This window comes from Streptomyces curacoi (assembly GCF_001513975.1).
In the GTDB taxonomy this organism is placed as follows: domain Bacteria; phylum Actinomycetota; class Actinomycetes; order Streptomycetales; family Streptomycetaceae; genus Streptomyces; species Streptomyces curacoi.
On record NZ_KQ947984.1, the window covers coordinates 259,499 to 275,790 of the forward strand.

Sequence of the window (16,292 nt, forward strand, 5' to 3'; positions counted from 1 at the left end):
TACGGGGCCGGTGGGCCGTATCGTTACGGGAAGAGTGCCGCCCGATGACGCACGGCTCCAACACGTCACACGCGCACGCGAGGAAGACGGCCATGGCCGATCCCAAGGGTTTCATGACCACCCCCCGCCAGGACTGGCCCCGTCGGCCGGTCGAGGAGCGGGTCAAGGACTGGGGCGAGGTGTACGTCCCCGGGGCGCTGCTGCCGATCATCAGCAAGCAGGCCGACCGCTGCATGGACTGCGGCATACCGTTCTGCCACGACGCCTGCCCCCTGGGCAATCTGATTCCCGAGTGGAACGACCTGGTGTCGCGGGAGGACTGGCGGGCAGCCGCCGACCGGCTGCACGCGACGAACAACTTCCCGGAGTTCACGGGGCGGTTGTGCCCGGCGCCGTGCGAGGCGGGGTGCGTGCTGGCGATCAATCAGCCGGCCGTCACCATCAAGAACGTCGAGTGCTCCATCGCCGACCGGGCATGGGAGGAGGGCTTCGCGCCGCCGCGTCCGCCGGAGCGGCTCTCCGGGAAGACGGTGGCGGTGATCGGCTCGGGGCCGACCGGGCTCGCCGCCGCGCAGCAGCTGACCCGGGCGGGACACACGGTCGCCGTGTACGAGAAGGACGACCGGCTCGGCGGGCTGATGCGGTACGGGATCCCCGAGTTCAAGATGGAGAAGCACCATCTGGAGCGGCGGATCGAGCAGATGCGGGCCGAGGGGACCAAGTTCCGTACGTCGACTGCGGTCGGACGGGAGATCGGGGCCGCCGAGCTGCGGTCGCGCTACGACGCCGTGGTGATCGCCACGGGAGCCACGGCATGGCGGGAACTCCCCGTCCCAGGGCGGGAGTTGATGGGCGTCCAGCAGGCCATGGAGTATCTGCCGCTGGCCAACCGGGTGTGCGAGGGGGATCTGGAGACCTCTCCGATGTCCGCCGCCGGGAAGCATGTCGTCATCGTCGGAGGCGGGGACACGGGTGCCGACTGTCTGGGCACCGCCGTACGGGAGGGTGCCGCGTCCGTGACCCAGCTGGACATCTACGCCCAGCCGGGCACCGAGCGGGACGAGGACGCCGAGCCCTGGCCGACGTACCCGAAGCTCTACCGTCTGTCGGCCGCCCACGAGGAGGCGCGCGAGCTGGAGACGGCGCCCGCGGCGGACGCGGACGCGCGGTTGTTCGCGGCGTCCACGCTCCGCTTCACGGGGGACGCCGACGGGCATGTGCGGTCGCTGCACCTGGTCGAGGTTGACGCACAGCGCCGCCCGCTGCCGGGCACCGGGCGGACGCTGCCGGCCGACCTCGTGCTGCTCGCTCTCGGCTTCTCGGGGCCGGACCGGGGAGACGGGCTGATCGACCAGTTGGGTCTGGAGTTGCAGCCTCGCGGCACGATCGCGCGGGATGCCGGGTTCGCCACGAACGTCCCTGGCGTGTTCGCCGCGGGGGATGCCGCCCGCGGGCAGTCGCTCATCGTGTGGGCGATCGCCGAGGGGCGGGCGGTGGCGGCGGCCGTCGACCGCTATCTGACGGGGAGTTCGCGGCTGCCGGCGCCGATCTCGCCGTACGACCGCCCGATGACCGTGTAAGAGCGCCGATCATCGGCGAGCGGCGAGCGGCGAGCGGCGAGCGGCGAGCGGCGAGCGGCGAGCGGCGAGACAAGCAAGCCGGCAAGTGGATCAGCGTCGCTCGTCCGTCCCCGCCACCTTGCCCGTCGCCAGCGCCACCCGGTTCCAGGTGTTGATCGTGAGGATCAGGGACAGCACATGGGCCAGTTCCTGGTCGTCGAAGTGTGCCGCGGCCCGGGCGTACACGTCGTCGGGGACCCCGCCGTCGGCCACCAGGGTCACCGCCTCCGTCAGGGCAAGGGCCGCCTGTTCCTTCTCGGTGAAGAAGTGGCGGGCCTCGCGCCAGACGGCGACCATGTGGAGCCGGTCCTCGTTCTCGCCGGCCTTGCGGGCGTCGTTGGTGTGCATGTGGAGGCAGTAGGCGCAGTGGTTCAGGTGCGAGGCGCGGATCTGGATCAGCTCGACGAGGGCCGGGTCGAGGCCCTCGCGGGCGGCCGCGTCGAAGCCGACGATGGCGCGGAACACCTTCGGGGCGGCCTTCGCGAAGTCCAGGCGGGTCCTCGCGTCCTCGGCGGTGACGATGGCGGTGGCGATGTCGGAGTCGATGTCGATGTCGGAGTCGATGTCGATGTCGATGTCGGAAGTGCCGTATGCGGCAGTCGTGTTCGTCGTCATGTGCTCCAACCTATGAGCCGGAAAGACCGGCTGTAGGGTGCATTTCCATGGCGAAATCGTGGGTCAATTCAGCGGAGCGGATCGGCGCGGACCTGCATCTCGACCTCTCGGAGCCGTCCGGGCCCGGCGGGCGGCGGGCCGCGCTGACCGGTGCGCTGCGCGAGGCCGTGCGCAGCGGGCGGCTCGCGCCCGGCACCCGGCTGCCGCCGTACCGCTCGCTCGCCGCCGACCTCGGGGTGGCCCGCAACACCGTGGCCGACGCGTACGCGGAGCTGGTCGCCGAGGGCTGGCTCACCGCCCGCCAGGGCTCGGGGACGAGGGTGGCCGAGCGAGCCGACCCCCTGCGCCCCGCCGAGCGGGTGCCGCGCAAGGCGCCGCCACGCGCGCGTGGACCTCGGCACGATCTGCGCCAGGGCACCCCGGACGCGTCGGCGTTCCCGCGCGCGGCCTGGCTGGCCTCCTGCCGGCGGGCCCTCCAGCAGGCGCCGAACGAGGCCTTCGGGCCCGGTGACCCCGCCGGGCGCGTCGAGCTGAGGGAGGCGCTCACCGAGTACCTGGCACGCGCGCGTGGCGTGCGCACCGAACCGGGGCAGATCGTGATCTGCTCCGGCTTCGCGCACGCCCTGCGCCTGCTGTTCGGCCAGGACAAGGGCGGGGGCGGCGGGGTGCTGCGCGGTCCGCTGGCCGTGGAGGCGTACGGTCTGGGCTTCCACCGGGAGCTGCTCGCCGCCGGGGGCGTACGGACCGTACCGCTCCCCCTCGACGAGCACGGTGCCCGCGTCGACCGGCTGGCGCGCGAGCGGGCCGTGCTGCTCACGCCCGCGCACCAGTTCCCGACGGGCGGACCGCTGCACCCCGAGCGCCGCGCCGCCGTGATCGACTGGGCACGCGGGCGGGGCGGCGTGGTGCTGGAGGACGACTACGACGGGGAGTTCCGCTACGACCGCAAGCCCGTCGGCGCCGTCCAGGGTCTCGATCCGGAGCGGGTGATCCACATCGGTTCGGTCAGCAAGAGCCTGTCACCGGCGGTGCGGCTGGGGTGGATGGTGCTGCCGGAGCGGTATGTCGGCGACGTGCTCGCAGCCAAGGGCGAGCGCGAGGCGTGGGCGAGCGTCCTCGATCAGCTGAGCCTCGCCGACTTCATCGCCTCCGGGGCGTACGACCGTCATGTACGGCGCATGCGGCAGCGGTACCGGAGCCGCCGCGACCGCCTCGTCGCGGCGCTCGCCGCGCACGCGCCGCACATCGAGGTCACCGGTGTCGCCGCCGGACTGCACGCGGTGCTGCGGCTGCCGCCCGGCACCGAGCGCTCCACGGTCAAGGCGGCCACCTGGCAGGGCATCGCCCTGGACGGCCTCGCCGAGTTCCGGCACCCGGCGGCCAGGGAGCCGGACATGCCGGTGCGCGACGGCATCGTCGTCGGCTACGCGACGCCTTCCGAGCATGCGTACGGGGCGGCGCTGGAGGCACTGTGCGGGGTGCTGCCGCCGGGTGAGGAGCGGGAGCCGGACGGCGGGTGAGCCGCGCTGCGCTGTGCCGCCCGGGGGACACCTGCCGACGCCGGGGTCCGTCGACACCTGCCGACGCTGGGGTTCGGCAACACCTGCCGACGCTGGGGTCCGGCAACACCTGCCGACGCTGGGGTCCTGCAGACCACGCTGCCGCACAGGCACCCCGCCCGCGGAGGAACCGCCGGCGCCGGCTCCTGCTCACGAAGGAGCTGAGGACTGCTGCCACCGGACCGGTCGCCCTATCCCGGCATACTGCCGGATTCGGATTTGTTCTCCCAACTGTCCGAAAAGTGGCTTCCGGGCTACATGTAACCGAACAGGAGTGGGACCATCGGAGCAGGAGGCGCGCTGCGGTCGCACCCGGAACCGGGCCGGTAGCGGCTCGCCCCCATCCTTCGTTCCGTCGTCAGGCGCAGGGCCACCCCCGCGCGTCCCCCCTGTTGGCGGTCGGTCCTGGAGGGTGTTCGATGACGACGCTCGATGAACGTCATGGAGAAGGTGCCCACGACGGGGAAGAGCACCGGGGCGACGTCGCCCTCGACCGGGCCCAGGCATACGGCCCGGCCATCGTCCCGCTGGACCAGCCCGGCGCCGCACTCCCCCGACTGATCGGTTCCAAGGCCGCGCGCCTCGCCCGCGCGGCCCGTGCCGGACTGCCCGTGCTGCCTGGTTTCGTGATCCCGCATCCAGCAAGCGCCGACACGGCAAGCACCGACACGGTCACGCTGCGGCGCGCCTGGGACGAGCTCTCCGACGGCGGCGCCCGCCCCCTCGTCGTACGGTCCTCCTCTCCGCAGGAGGACACCGAGGAGTCCTCCCTGGCAGGCCAGTTCGCCTCGGTGCTCGACGTACGCGGCTGGCGGGACTTTCGTACGGCCGTACAGACCGTGCTCGACTCCGCGCACCGGTCCGACGGGTCCACGGCACCGATGGCCGTGCTGGTGCAGCCCATGCTGACCGCGCGGGTCGGCGGGGTGTTGTTCGGCGCCGACCCGGTGGCCGGGCGAGCCGACCGGATACTGGTCAGCGCGGTGCGCGGAGGGCCGGACAGCCTGGTCAGCGGCGCGCAGTCCGGCACCGACTACTGGCTGAGCAGGCACGGACGGCTCCTGCGGACGGAGTCCTCGGGGAACGCCGGAGGCGGGGCTGCGAAGGAACCGCACGTCGCGTACGCGGCGGCCGGTTCATTGCTCACACATGCCGAACTGTTCCGGTTGGCGCGGCTCGCGCGACAGGTGCGGCGGGTCTTCGGCGGGCCGCAGGACATCGAGTTCGGGTTCGACGCGGACGGGCGGCTGTGGCTGTTCCAGAGCCGGCCGATCACCGCGATCGCGGCCCGGCCGGCGCGCGGTGCGCGGCTGCTCGGGCCCGGCCCGGTGGCCGAGACCCTGCCGGAACAGCTGGCGCCGCTGGAAGAGGACCTGTGGGTGGCGCCCATGGCCCGTGGACTCGCCGCCGCGCTCGACATCGGGGGAACCGCGCCGCGCCGACTGCTGAACTCCGTGCCGGTGGTCACGACGGTCGCCGGTCGCGCCGCCGCCGATCTGCGCCTCCTGGGCGCGGTGCCGCCGCGGCACCGGTGGCTGGCGCTGCTCAATCCGGCGCCGGGAGCGCGCCGACTGGCCGCCGCCTGGCGAGTGGGCCGCCTCGCCTCCTCCCTGCCCGGGCTGGCGACCGACCTCGCCGCGGACGTCGACCACCGCCTCGCCGAGATCCCGTCGCCCTCCGGCCTGTCCGCCTCGGACCTGGCCGCGGAGCTGCGCTGGACCCGCCGGGTCCTGGTCTCCCTGCACGCCCAGGAGGCACTCGCGGGTGCCCTCCTGAAGGAACCGCCCAAGAGCCGCACAGCCGCCGGCACGGCCCTCGCCGCCCTGGCAGAGGCCCGCGCCCGGGGCGTGCCCGACGACCGGGCGGTCGCCGCTGCCCCCGTGATCCTGGCCCTCACCGCCCCGAGCCTGCGGGGGCGGAGGCGGCTGCCAGGTGCGTCATCAGCGCCGCGCCCCGTGACCGACGCGCCTGCCGCCGCCGGTGCCGGCCCAGGCCCGGAACTGGACGCGCCCCTACTCGGCCAGGGCCGGACCTCCCTCGATCTGCGGCCGGCGACCAGCCCGCCAGGCCGGGAAGCGACCTACCCGGCGCCCGGCCGCGAAACGACCTACCCGCCGCCCACGGGCAACGGCAGCCGCCCACCCGCTCCACGCCCACCCGCCTTCGAGCCAGCAGTGCGAGCCGCTCCGACCAGCGCGGCCTTCGCCATTTACGCGGCCCCACACGCACGGGCCACCGAAGCCACTTCGCACATGGCTACCTCGCAGGTCATAACGACCACAGCTGCCCCCCGAGCCACATCAGTCACAGCTGCCCCCCAAGCCACATCAGCCACAGTTGCCCCTCAAGCCACACCAGCTACCCCTCAAGCCACAAGAGCCACAGCTACCGCTGAAGCAACAAGGCTCACAGCTGCCGCCCTCCCACCCCGAGAATCCCTCCGCCTCCGCATCCGCTGGGTCCAGGAACTCCAGGCACGGCTCGTGCGTGAGGTGGCGCGGCGGCTGGGGATCCCGGTGGAGCGCGTCGGGCTGTTGCGGTGGGCGGAGCTGGCCGCCGTGCTGGACGGCGGGGCTCTGCCCGGCGACCTCCACGCGCGCGTGCCGCAGGCCGAGTCGCCGCCGCTGCCGGACGCCTTCCGGCTCGCGGACGGTCAGGTCGTCGTCGCCGCCGAGCGCGGCGAGGACCGGGGCGACGGCGTGCGGGGCGTCTCCGCGGGGCGCGTTGTCGGCACCGCGTGGGACGGCGCGGGGCCGCGGCCGAAGGACGCCGTACTGGTCGTGCGCACCCTGGACCCGGCGCTCGCCCCGCTGCTGCCCGGCCTCACCGGCCTGGTCGCCCAGACCGGCAGCCCGTTGTCCCATCTGGCCGTCCTGGCGAGGGAGTACGGACTCCCCGCGGTGGTCGGCGCCACGGACGCCGTACACAGATTCCCGCCCGGCTCCCGGCTCACCGTCGACGGGACCGCCGGTGACGTACGACTGGGGGACGCGTCATGAGGAAGGTCGCGTACGTCTTCGGAGTGCTGGCCGCCGCCGGCGCGGGCACCTACCTCGTCATCTATCTGTACCGGTGGCAGTGGCAGCGGGCGGTGATCTGCGGGGTGCTGCTGCTGGTGGTCGAGGTGATGCTGTTCGCCCTGGTCACGCTGGGGCGGCTGAACCGGATCGAGGAGCGGCTGCGCGACACCGACCGGCGGCAGCGGGAGCTGGACGCACGGCAGGAGGACGTGCTCACGCGGCTGCGGGAGCCGGCCATGGAGCCCGTGGAGACCCGGTTCCGATGGCTGGACGACGACCGCACCGACCGTACCTACGTCTTCGTACCGGTCCTCATGGTCGCCGGAGTGCTGATGTCCGGGCTCGCCTGGGTGGTGCAGAAGGTCGCGGCGGCCACGGCCCGACCCGCCGAGCGGCGTCTGGCCGGGCGGCTGGCCGTCCTCAGCGCGCCGGACCCGGCGGCTCCCGGCGACCTGGAGGACCTGCCACTGCTGGGCACTCGGCCCTCCCGGGGCCGTACCGCACGCCTGACCACCGTCACCGTCCTCGGCGGCGCCCTGCTCGCCGCGCTGGTCGTGGGGCTCGCCAACCTCACCCAGACCCGGCCGGAGAAGGCGAACGGCAACGAGGCGACCTCGGTGCTCGTCAAGGTCGACCTGCGGGGAGCGGACATGACGGACGAGCGGCGCTCCCTGGCCGCCCAGCAGATCTGGGAGGGGTGCCGGCACTCCACGTCCGCCCCGCTGCGGCACGCCGCCCTGGGCGATCTGGGAGACGGCATGTTCGCCGGAGTCGTGCGGCCCGCGCTCACCGACCACGACCTCATGCGGCTGCGCGGCTGTCTGGAAGACGCGACGCTGGAGCGCGCGCATCTCACGGTGGTCGCCGTCGGCGACACGGAGACGGACGGCGACTGAACATGACAGCCGACCGAACATAATGACCGACAGAGCGTAACAACTGAGACTTACCGCACAAAACGGACGTAGGCCCCAGTTGATCACAGACCCGGGTTAGGATTCCAAAACGCGCCCCCGTCCCCTAGTCCCCCGGGTCGTCCATGGCTGTTCTCACCGCAACTCTGCCCCGCCCCGCCCTCCGCAAGCGCCTGCTGTCCAGGCGCGCCATGCGGATCCTCCTCGGCATCGTGATCGGCTACATCGCCCTGTGGGCCGTGGGCGCCGGCACCATCCTGGGTCTGTCACTCTGGGCCCGCGAGGAGACCCCGGCACCTGCCGGAACACGCGCCGTCCAGGGTGTGAACCACTTCCAGCCGGTGGACACCGAAGGCCGGCTGTGGCGCGGCTCCGCCCCCTCCTCCGCCGGTTACCGGGCGCTGGCGGGCATGGGCATCACCACCGTCGTGGACCTGCGCGCCGAGCGCATGACCGCGGCCGAGCTGGCCAAGCCGAGCGACGCCGGGCTGAACGTCGTACGCCTGCCGATCCGCGACGGACAGACGCCGTCGCCGCAGCAGGTGCAGCGCTTCCGCGACATCGTCGCGGCGGCGCCCGGCCCCGTGTTCGTGCACTGCGGCGCGGGCGTGGGCCGTACGGGCGCGATGGTCGCGGCGTATCTCGTGCAGACCGGCGAGGAGTCGCCGTCGCAGGCGGTCCGGCGCAACCTCGCGGTCGGACCGCCGTCGATCGAGCAGATCTACTACGGGCTGAACCTCAGCCCGGCGAAGGCGGAGCAGCCGCCACTGCCGGTCGTGGTCCTCAGCCGCCTGGTGGACGCTCCGCGGCGCATGATGTCGTACCTGTAGGTCAGGCCCGCCTGAAACAGGGCCCTGTGAGCCAGTCCCGAACAGGGTCCTGTAACCCCTTCCTGAACAGGGCCCTGAAGGCGCGTCCTGAACAGAGCCCTGTAAGCCCGTCCTCAACAGGGCTTCGGGCTACGGCTTTCGGCCCACCGCCCCGTATCCGGGAATGACCCCGTCGTCCTGCCCGGGTACGGGCTCGCCCAGTTCGGGGTGCCAGTGGTGCGGCACCTCGACGCCGGGCTCGACGAGTTCGAGGCCGTCGAAGAAGCGGGTGAACTCCTCGCGCGAGCGCAGCGCCAGCGTGACGCCGGCCGCCTTGAGCTTCTCGGTCGCCGCCTTCGACTCCTCCGGGGTGAAGTCGGCGGTCGCGTGGGTGACCACCAGGTAGCTGCCGGAGGGGAGTTCGGACAGCAGCCGGCGGACCAGTTCGTGCGCGCCGTCCTCGTCGGAGACGAAGTGCAGCAGCGCGATGAGGGAGAGGGCCACCGGACGGCCGAAGTCCAGGACTTTCCGCGCGCCTTCGATGATGGCGCCGGGGTCGCGCACATCGGCCTGCAGATACTCGGTCGCGCCCTCCTCCGCCCCGCGCAGCAGGGCGGCGGCGTGGGCCAGCACGATGGGGTCGTTGTCGCAGTAGACGACGCGTGCGTCGGGGGCGATCCCCTGGGCGATCTGGTGGAGGTTCGGCTCGGTCGGGATGCCGGTGCCGATGTCCAGGAACTGGCGGACGCCGTTCTTGGCCAGCCAGCGGGTGGCGCGGTGCATGAACGCGCGGTTGACCCGCGCCATCACCGGGACGCGCGGGTCGAGGGCGAGCATCTGCTTCCCCATGGCCTCGTCGACGGGGTAGTTGTCCTTGCCGCCGAGATACCAGTCGTACATCCGCGCCGGATGCGGCTTGCTGGTGTCGATCTCGACGGGGTTCAGCCCGGTCATGACGAACTCCATGAGGTTCTGGGGCAGTAAAGACGGAAGGTGATCAACTCAGCACCAAGATAAGGGACTTGACTGAACACAACTGGCTGAACGCAACAGGTTGAACAACGGCCCTCACGGCATCAGGACAGCAGGAAGTCCGCCTCCCCCGCCTTGGCACCCTCGATGAACGCCGTCATCTCGTCCGTGGTGTAGATCAGCGCCGGCCCGTCCGGGTCGGTCGACTGGCGGACGGCGATACGGCCGTCGGCGAGTTTCATCGCCTCCAGGCAGTTGCCGCCGTTGCCGCCGCTCCACGGCTTCTGCCAGCCCTCGCTGCCCAAGTCCCGCGCGGGCATGCCGTTGTAGACGCGTATGCGCGGCTTGATGCGATCCATTCACAGCTCCTTGCGGAGATCCCGGAGGATCTCCTTCGTGCGATGTGCCGTAGCGGCCTGCGCCGCCATGCGGTCCATGACCTCGAGATGGGTCGCCACCTCGGCGCGCGCGTCCAGGTAGACGGCGCCGGTCAGGTACTCGCTGTAGACCATGTCCGGAAGCTCCGGCATGGCGAATCGGAACAGCACGAAGGGCCCGTACGTGCCGGGGTGCGGCCCGCCTGCGAACGGGGCGACCTGCAGCGTCACGTTGGGCATCTTCGTGGCTTCGAGCAGCCTGTCGATCTGGGCACGCATCACCTCCGGGCCGCCGACGTGGCGGCGCAGCACGGTCTCGTCCATCACGACCCACAGCCGGGGCGCGTCCTCGCGGGTGAGCAGTTGCTGGCGTTGCATGCGCAGGGCGACATGGCGCTCGATGTCGTCGGGCTTGGTCTGGCCGATGGCGCCCGACCGCAGCACTCCGCGCGCGTAGTCCTCGGTCTGCAGCAGGCCGGGGACGAAGTGGGGCTCGTACGACCGGATGAGGCCGGCGGCGCCCTCCAGGCTGACGTACATCGAGAACCAGCCGGGCAGGATGTCATGGAACCGCTGCCACCAGCCGGGTCTGTTGGCCTCCTCGGCCAGCTGCACGAAGGCGTCGGCCTCGTCCTCTGAGATGCCGTAGGCCTTCAGGAGGAGTTGGAGGTACGGGATCTTGAGCGCGACCTCGGCCATCTCCATACGGCGGACCGTGGCGGGGGCGACCCGGAGGATGCGGGCGGCCTCCTCGCGCTTGAGCCCGGCGCGTTCGCGCAGGTCCAGCAGGCGCCGGCCGAGGACCACCTGACCGACCGTCGGCGCGGATCGCGGCTCGCTCATGCTCCACCTCCACGAATGAGCTCCGACAAACCGGCTGGTTCCTGACAGGCCGATCCGAATCCCGACAGGGCGACTGCGTCCTGACAGGCCGACGGCATCGGGACGGCCGACGGAATCCTGACAGGCCGACCGCATCCTGACAGGCCGACGGCGCCATTCGAAGACCCTTTCGAAGACCTCGGTAGTACCGGCGGATCCTCGATGATCCCAACTGGCGCCGTTCGACATGCTGTTGCGAGCAGTGTGCCATGGCCTCCCAGAGAGTCACACCGCACTCTGCAATTTTCAGAGTGACTCTTGCCAAGTGTTCACGGCGGGGCGATAGTGGCAAGCGTGATTCCGTCCCCGCCCTTAGGAACAGACGCCGCCGCGGTCGCCCACGGCCTCGGCGCCGCCACGGCAGTCGGCCCCCAGCGGGGTGCCGCCGCCGAGCGCCGGTTCCGCTTCGAACTGGCCGCGCATCCGGGTTCTCCCGCGCAGGCCAGACGCCTGACCAGGGCTCGGCTGAACGGCTGGGCGGTGTGCGAGGACACCTGCGACACGGCGGCTCTGGTCGTGTCCGAACTGGTCACCAACGCGATCGTGCACACCGCCAGCGAGCACATCGTGTGCGAGCTGCACGACGGGGCCGACCTGGTGCGCATAGCCGTGCGCGACGAAGGATGCGCGCCGGGTGAGCCGCATCCATTGGCGGCGCGGCCCGAGGAGGAGCACGGGAGGGGACTGCTCCTCGTCGACGCCCTCTGCCACGCCTGGGGGGCCCAGGACCAGGGGTCCGGGGTGGTGGTCTGGGCCGACCTGCCGCGCCGGGCCGGGTTCCAGGAGACTCCTGACCTCGATCCCGGGCCGCGCAGCGACCTCGGCTGGGGGTCCCGGCCCAAGCCCGGCCCGTCCGGGGGTTCGGGCGACGATGACGAGGCCGAGGCTCAGGCCAACGCCAAGCCCAAGGCCAAGGCCAAGACCCAGGCTCAGACTCAGGACGGCACGGGGACGGGGGCCGCATGGCTGTGAGCGGCGCGTCCGGCGGTGGTCAGGTGCTGAGCCTGGACGCGCTGGTTCGGCTCCGCCGCGACATGGGCGGCCCGGCCGTTCCCCGGCGGCTGGCCATGCCCGAGGGGATGACGGCTCCGCTGGGCTGTGACGCGGTGGGGGTTCCCGCGCGGTTCGGGCCTCTGCTTCTGTCCCGGTTGCCTCGCGTGGGGTGTGTGTACGCCGACGAGGCGTACTGGTGGTGGATCGTGCCGTCCGAGTCCGACTACGCGTTGGAGTGGCCGGCGTCGGTGCGGTACACGCCGGGCGCGGTTGTCCTCGACGCACCTCGGCTGATTCACCGGTCGGACGGGACGGTTCCTTATACGCCGCCGATTCCGCTGTATCTGACGTTGTGCCGGGTGATGGGGACTACGCCGACCTGGTCGCGGCAGATGACTGCGTGAGGCCTGTTTTTCTCGCCCCCGCCGCGCCTACCCGTCCCATCCCCCAGGGGCTCCGCCCCTTCAACCCCGGACCCTGGGGGCCTGCGGCCCCCAGACCCCCGCTATCGGCCCTGAACGGGCCTCGTCCTCAAACGCCGGACGGGCTGGAATGCCCAGACCGGCGCTGAGAACATCCGGACCGGCCCCAGGAACGGCCGTCCCGGTCGCTCAAGCCGCCCCCGTACGACACCGCCACCCCTCCCCGCGGCGTACGCCCGCGTGCGCCGCCCGTCTCCCCTCGCGCCCTCCCCCGAACGCCCCCGCCCCGCCATAGTGGCCCTCCGTCACGAGGGGCGGTCGGGGGAGGCGGACGGTGGGGAAGAAGCGCGGTGCCGGTGGGTCCGAGGTCTCGGAGTCGGAGCGGCTGCTGTTCGGGGGACCGCTGCGGTACGACATGGGGTGGAATCAGCACAGGGACGCCTTTCTGGAGCTGACCTTCCGGGCCATGGTGACGCGGCTGCCCTCGCTGCTGACATCGAGCTTCCGGCTCGCCTGGCAGGCCGACCGGCGTGCCGCGCGGACCGTGCTGGCGGCCGAGGTCGGCCGGGGGCTCGCGCAGGCGGTGGGGCTGCTCGCCGTCAACAGTGTGCTGGGGCGGCTGATCGGGGGCGGGGCGCTGGAGGAGCGGTTGCGCGGTGCCGTTCCCGCGCTCGCCGCGATGGCCGCCGTGATGGTCGTCTCGACGCTGCTGCGGGCCGCCTCGACGTACGCCACCGGGCGCCTGGAACCCAAGGTGGAGCGGGTGGCGACCGAGCTGTACCTGGAGCGGGCGGCGGCCGTGGAGCTGGCCGCCATCGAGGACCACGCCTTCCACAAGCTGCTGGACACCGCGCAGTACGGCGCATCGTCCGCCCGCCGCATGATCTCGTACAGCACACGGGTCGTTAATGCGGCCATCTCGCTGATCGCCGCGGCGGGTGTGCTCACCGTGCTGCACCCCGCCCTGCTCCCCCTCCTCGCCACCATGACGCTGCCCAGCGCCTGGAGCGCCCTGACCAACGCCCGGCGCCGCTACGAGTCCTTCCACACCTGGGTGCAGCACTCCCGCGCCGGCCATCTGATCAGCGGGCTGCTGACCGAGCCCGCCGCCGCGCCCGAGATCCGGGTCCATGGCGTCGGGCCCTTCCTCCTGCGCCACTACCGGGCGATGTCGGAGACGGCGGAGGCGGAGCAGGCCCGGCTGGCCCGGCTGGCGGCGCGCACCGGGCTCATCGCGGCGGCGTGGACCGGGCTCGCCACCGTCGCGACGTACGCCACCCTGGGCGGACTGCTGCTCGCCGGCGCCATGGCGCTCTCCGTGGCGGGTACGGCCGTCCTCGCCATCCGCACCGGCTCGTCCAGCCTCGACAGTCTCGTCCTGGAGGTCAACGCCCTCCACGAGGAGGCCCTCTTCGTGGGCGATCTGCAACGCCTGTACGTCGAGGCGGCCGAACGGGCGATTCCGGTCGGTGGCGCCCCGTTGCCCGAGGACCCCGAGGAGATCCGCTTCGAGAACGTCAGCTTCTCCTACCCCGGCGAGTCCGCCCGCCCCGCCCTCGACGACGTCACGCTCGCCCTCCCCCTCGGCCGGATCGTCGCGCTGGTCGGCGAGAACGGCTCCGGGAAGACCACGCTGGTGAAGCTGCTGGCGGGCCTCTACACGCCGGACCGGGGCCGCATCCTGTGGGACGACGTCGACACGGCGACCGTCGACCGGCACCAGCTGGCCGAGCGCATCGCGATGGTGGCCCAGGACTTCAAGCGCTGGCCCTTCACGGCCCGGGTGAACGTGGCGGTCGGCCGGTCGTCGGCGCCCCTCACCGAGGAACGCCTCGCCGCCTCGCTCGCCGAAGCGGGGGCCGAGGACGTGGTGGCCGATCTGCCGCGCGGCCTGGACACCCTGCTGGCCAGGCAGTTCAGCGGCGGGCACGAGCTGTCCGGCGGGCAGTGGCAGCGCCTCGGGATCGCCCGGGCCGCCTACCGGCGCGGCCACATCCTGATCGTGGACGAGCCGACGGCGGCCCTGGACGCACGGGCCGAGCTGGAGGTCTTCGACAAGATCCGCGCCCTGGCCTCCGCCGGTCAGACGGTCGTCCTCATCACCCATCGGCTGGCGTCCGTCCGGCATGCCGATCTGGTGCACGTCCTGGACCAGGGCCGGCTGGTGGAGTCCGGGACGCCGGACGAGCTGCTGGCCACCGGCGGTGTCTACGCGGAGCTGTACTCGCTCCAGGCGGAGCAGTTCACGGCCCGGGTGCCCGCCCCGAAGGCTAGCTGATCGACACGAGGGCCCGGCCGGACGACGTACCGGCCCGGACCGGCCCTCGTGTCACGCGGCTGCGTCAGCCGTGACGTCACCGCGGACGATCACCAGGAACGCGTCCGTCGCGAGGTCCATGACGACCTCGGCGGGCAGACCCTCCAGCCGCCGCGCGTGCGCGAACTCCTCCGCCGGCCACGATCCTCGCGGCCCGCCCGCGGGAAAGCGTTCGAGCACTGTTCGCCCGTTCACCATCCAGCACCTCCAGAAAGCGTTGTACTTGTAGGAGTTAACGCCTGGCGGGAGTTAAACGCCTCGCCCGGTGACGGGACTGAGACGTAGTTGACACTCGTTCACCGCTATGGGTGATCATCCGATCACTCTCGATGATCGTCCGCTACTTTTGGTGTCAGTCCTCGTACTCGTCGTGATAACGGACGCGTTCGCTCCCCGGGGGCGTCCCGAGAGCCGACGCGGTGTAGTCCTGGATCCGTCTGCCATGGCTTCGGTCGAGGAGGGCCGGCAGGCGCTCCCGCAGCTCCCGCACCACCGCGGGCACATCGAGGGTGAGCAGCTCACGGTCACGCATCAGGATCCGGCCGTCGACGACGGTCGTGCGGACGTCGGAGGAGCGGGCGCTGTGGACGAGGGTGGCGGCGAGGTCGTGGACGGGCTGGGTGTGCGGGCCGGTGAGGTCGACGAGGATGATGTCGGCGCGCCGGCCGGGGGCGATGCGGCCGAGAGTGTCGCCCAGTCCGACCGCGCGGGCGCTCTGCAGGGTGGCGTGGTGCAGGGCCTGGCGGGACGTCAGCCAGCGAGGGTCGCCGGTGGTCGACTTCTGGATGAGGGCGGTGAGCGCCATCGACTCCCAGACGTCGAGGGAGTTGTTGGAGGCGGCGCCGTCCGTGGCGAGGCCGACGGGGATGCCGAGGTCGCGCAGGGCGCGTACGGGTGTGGTGGTGGGCCAGGCGAACTTGAGGTAGCCGCGGGGAGCGGTGGCGACGGCCGTACGACCGTCGGCGGCTGCCAGGAGGGGCAGGTCGCGGTCGAGGATGCCGGTGCCGTGGGCGATGAGGACGTCCGTGTCGAGGATGCCGGTGCGCTTCAGCACCTCGATGGGGGTGACGCCGTGGCGGGCGAGGCTGGTCTCGGCCTGGTCGCGGTTCTCGGAGGCGTGGATATGGACGGGGAGGCCGTGGTCGCGGGCGAGTTCGGCGGTGGCGGCCAGGTCGGCGTCGTCGACGGTGTAGGGGGCGTGCGGGGCGAGGGCGGTGGTGATACGGCCGTCGGCGCCGCCGCGATGGCGCAGCGCGAACTCCAGTGACCGCTCCCGCCCTTGGGGGCCCTGGGAGGAGAAATAGGCCTCGCCGAGGTGAGCCCGCATGCCGCACTCGGCGACGACGGCGGCCACGGCGTCCATCGAGAAGTAGTGGTCGGCGAAGCAGGTGACGCCGCCCCGGATCATCTCGGCGCAGGCGAGCCGCGCCCCCAGCGCCACGTCCCGCTCGGTCAGGTTGGACTCGACGGGCCAGACGACGTCGTTGAACCACTCCTCGGTGGGCAGGTCCTCGGCGACACCGCGCAGGGCGACCATCGGGGCGTGGGTGTGGCAGTTGACGAGGCCGGGGAGGGCGACCTGGCCGGGCGCCTCCAGGCGTTCGACGGCAGGGAGGTCGCGCACGGCGCCGGCGGTGGTGACGGCCTCGACGACTCCGCCTCGTACGACGATCGCGGCATTCTCCTCGAACCCGGTCCGCTCTTGATCGTCGTGCACGAGGACGGTGCATCCGGTGATGACGAGGTCGGCGGGAGCTTCTGCGGGAGAAGGCGTCATCACGCCAACGTACGAC

The 16,292-nt window shown here is 72.1% G+C and carries 14 protein-coding genes; 8 read left to right on the forward strand and 6 right to left on the reverse strand.

Going from position 1 to position 16,292, the window contains the following annotated elements; genetic code table 11:
- The first annotated feature begins 92 nt into the window (after positions 1-92).
- Positions 93-1,580, forward strand: coding sequence for a glutamate synthase subunit beta (locus tag AQI70_RS01175; RefSeq protein ID WP_062142750.1), 1,488 nt, complete (start codon positions 93-95; stop codon positions 1,578-1,580).
- Between the two features lie 90 nt (positions 1,581-1,670).
- Here the strand turns inward: AQI70_RS01175 and AQI70_RS01180 are convergent, their stop codons facing one another.
- Positions 1,671-2,243, reverse strand: coding sequence for a carboxymuconolactone decarboxylase family protein (locus tag AQI70_RS01180; RefSeq protein ID WP_244181426.1), 573 nt, complete (start codon positions 2,241-2,243; stop codon positions 1,671-1,673).
- A 38-nt stretch (positions 2,244-2,281) separates the two neighbouring features.
- On the opposite strand from AQI70_RS01180, the gene pdxR reads away from it, so the two are divergent.
- The 4 genes from pdxR to AQI70_RS01200 all read left to right on the forward strand — a co-directional run bounded on the left by pdxR (position 2,282) and on the right by AQI70_RS01200 (position 8,557).
- Positions 2,282-3,754, forward strand: coding sequence for a MocR-like pyridoxine biosynthesis transcription factor PdxR (pdxR, locus tag AQI70_RS01185; protein WP_062142753.1), 1,473 nt, complete (start codon positions 2,282-2,284; stop codon positions 3,752-3,754).
- A 458-nt stretch (positions 3,755-4,212) separates the two neighbouring features.
- Positions 4,213-6,792: a PEP/pyruvate-binding domain-containing protein gene (locus AQI70_RS39945; RefSeq protein ID WP_062142755.1), complete on the forward strand. Its 2,580-nt coding sequence runs from the start codon at positions 4,213-4,215 to the stop codon at positions 6,790-6,792.
- The gene (locus AQI70_RS01195; RefSeq protein WP_062142758.1) at positions 6,789-7,709 is read left to right on the forward strand and encodes a hypothetical protein; all 921 of its coding nucleotides are present in this window, start codon (positions 6,789-6,791) and stop codon (positions 7,707-7,709) included. The genes AQI70_RS39945 and AQI70_RS01195 overlap by 4 nt, the downstream gene beginning before the upstream one ends.
- A gap of 143 nt (positions 7,710-7,852) precedes the next feature.
- Complete coding sequence (locus AQI70_RS01200; RefSeq protein ID WP_062142761.1) at positions 7,853-8,557, forward strand: fused DSP-PTPase phosphatase/NAD kinase-like protein; 705 nt, start codon at positions 7,853-7,855, stop codon at positions 8,555-8,557.
- 129 nt (positions 8,558-8,686) lie between these two features.
- Here AQI70_RS01200 and AQI70_RS01205 read toward each other — a convergent pair whose 3' ends face one another.
- From AQI70_RS01205 to AQI70_RS01215, 3 genes are all read right to left on the reverse strand, one after another.
- Complete coding sequence (locus tag AQI70_RS01205) at positions 8,687-9,502, reverse strand: SAM-dependent methyltransferase (RefSeq protein ID WP_062142764.1); 816 nt, start codon at positions 9,500-9,502, stop codon at positions 8,687-8,689.
- Positions 9,503-9,612: 110 nt separating this feature from the next.
- A complete protein-coding gene (locus AQI70_RS01210) occupies positions 9,613-9,867 on the reverse strand; it encodes a DUF397 domain-containing protein (RefSeq protein WP_004002087.1) in 255 nt (84 codons plus the stop codon).
- The gene (locus AQI70_RS01215) at positions 9,868-10,728 is read right to left on the reverse strand and encodes a helix-turn-helix domain-containing protein (RefSeq protein ID WP_062142767.1); all 861 of its coding nucleotides are present in this window, start codon (positions 10,726-10,728) and stop codon (positions 9,868-9,870) included.
- Positions 10,729-11,052: 324 nt separating this feature from the next.
- Between AQI70_RS01215 and AQI70_RS01220 the strand changes: the two genes are divergently transcribed.
- The 3 genes from AQI70_RS01220 to AQI70_RS01230 all read left to right on the forward strand — a co-directional run bounded on the left by AQI70_RS01220 (position 11,053) and on the right by AQI70_RS01230 (position 14,460).
- Positions 11,053-11,739, forward strand: coding sequence for an ATP-binding protein (locus AQI70_RS01220; RefSeq protein WP_062142770.1), 687 nt, complete (start codon positions 11,053-11,055; stop codon positions 11,737-11,739).
- The gene (locus AQI70_RS01225; protein WP_208607266.1) at positions 11,730-12,164 is read left to right on the forward strand and encodes a hypothetical protein; all 435 of its coding nucleotides are present in this window, start codon (positions 11,730-11,732) and stop codon (positions 12,162-12,164) included. Before AQI70_RS01220 ends, AQI70_RS01225 begins: the two co-directional genes overlap by 10 nt.
- 352 nt (positions 12,165-12,516) lie before the next feature.
- Positions 12,517-14,460: an ABC transporter ATP-binding protein gene (locus AQI70_RS01230; protein ID WP_062142773.1), complete on the forward strand. Its 1,944-nt coding sequence runs from the start codon at positions 12,517-12,519 to the stop codon at positions 14,458-14,460.
- Between the two features lie 51 nt (positions 14,461-14,511).
- On the opposite strand, the gene AQI70_RS01235 is transcribed toward AQI70_RS01230, so the two are convergent.
- Positions 14,512-14,697, reverse strand: a complete 186-nt coding sequence (locus tag AQI70_RS01235) for a hypothetical protein (RefSeq protein WP_062142776.1) — start codon at positions 14,695-14,697, stop codon at positions 14,512-14,514.
- Between the two features lie 154 nt (positions 14,698-14,851).
- Positions 14,852-16,276: an amidohydrolase gene (locus tag AQI70_RS01240; protein WP_062142780.1), complete on the reverse strand. Its 1,425-nt coding sequence runs from the start codon at positions 16,274-16,276 to the stop codon at positions 14,852-14,854.
- Between the last annotated feature and the right edge of the window lie 16 nt (positions 16,277-16,292).

Coding starts and splice junctions, on each gene's coding strand:
- AQI70_RS01175 (WP_062142750.1), top strand. CDS start 93: ATGGCCGATCCCAAGGGTTTCATGACCACCCCCCGCCAGGACTGGCCC.
- pdxR (WP_062142753.1), top strand. CDS start 2,282: ATGGCGAAATCGTGGGTCAATTCAGCGGAGCGGATCGGCGCGGACCTG.
- AQI70_RS39945 (WP_062142755.1), top strand. CDS start 4,213: ATGACGACGCTCGATGAACGTCATGGAGAAGGTGCCCACGACGGGGAA.
- AQI70_RS01195 (WP_062142758.1), top strand. CDS start 6,789: ATGAGGAAGGTCGCGTACGTCTTCGGAGTGCTGGCCGCCGCCGGCGCG.
- AQI70_RS01200 (WP_062142761.1), top strand. CDS start 7,853: ATGGCTGTTCTCACCGCAACTCTGCCCCGCCCCGCCCTCCGCAAGCGC.
- AQI70_RS01205 (WP_062142764.1), bottom strand. CDS start 9,502: ATGGAGTTCGTCATGACCGGGCTGAACCCCGTCGAGATCGACACCAGC.
- AQI70_RS01210 (WP_004002087.1), bottom strand. CDS start 9,867: ATGGATCGCATCAAGCCGCGCATACGCGTCTACAACGGCATGCCCGCG.
- AQI70_RS01215 (WP_062142767.1), bottom strand. CDS start 10,728: ATGAGCGAGCCGCGATCCGCGCCGACGGTCGGTCAGGTGGTCCTCGGC.
- AQI70_RS01225 (WP_208607266.1), top strand. CDS start 11,730: ATGGCTGTGAGCGGCGCGTCCGGCGGTGGTCAGGTGCTGAGCCTGGAC.
- AQI70_RS01235 (WP_062142776.1), bottom strand. CDS start 14,697: ATGGTGAACGGGCGAACAGTGCTCGAACGCTTTCCCGCGGGCGGGCCG.
- AQI70_RS01240 (WP_062142780.1), bottom strand. CDS start 16,276: ATGACGCCTTCTCCCGCAGAAGCTCCCGCCGACCTCGTCATCACCGGA.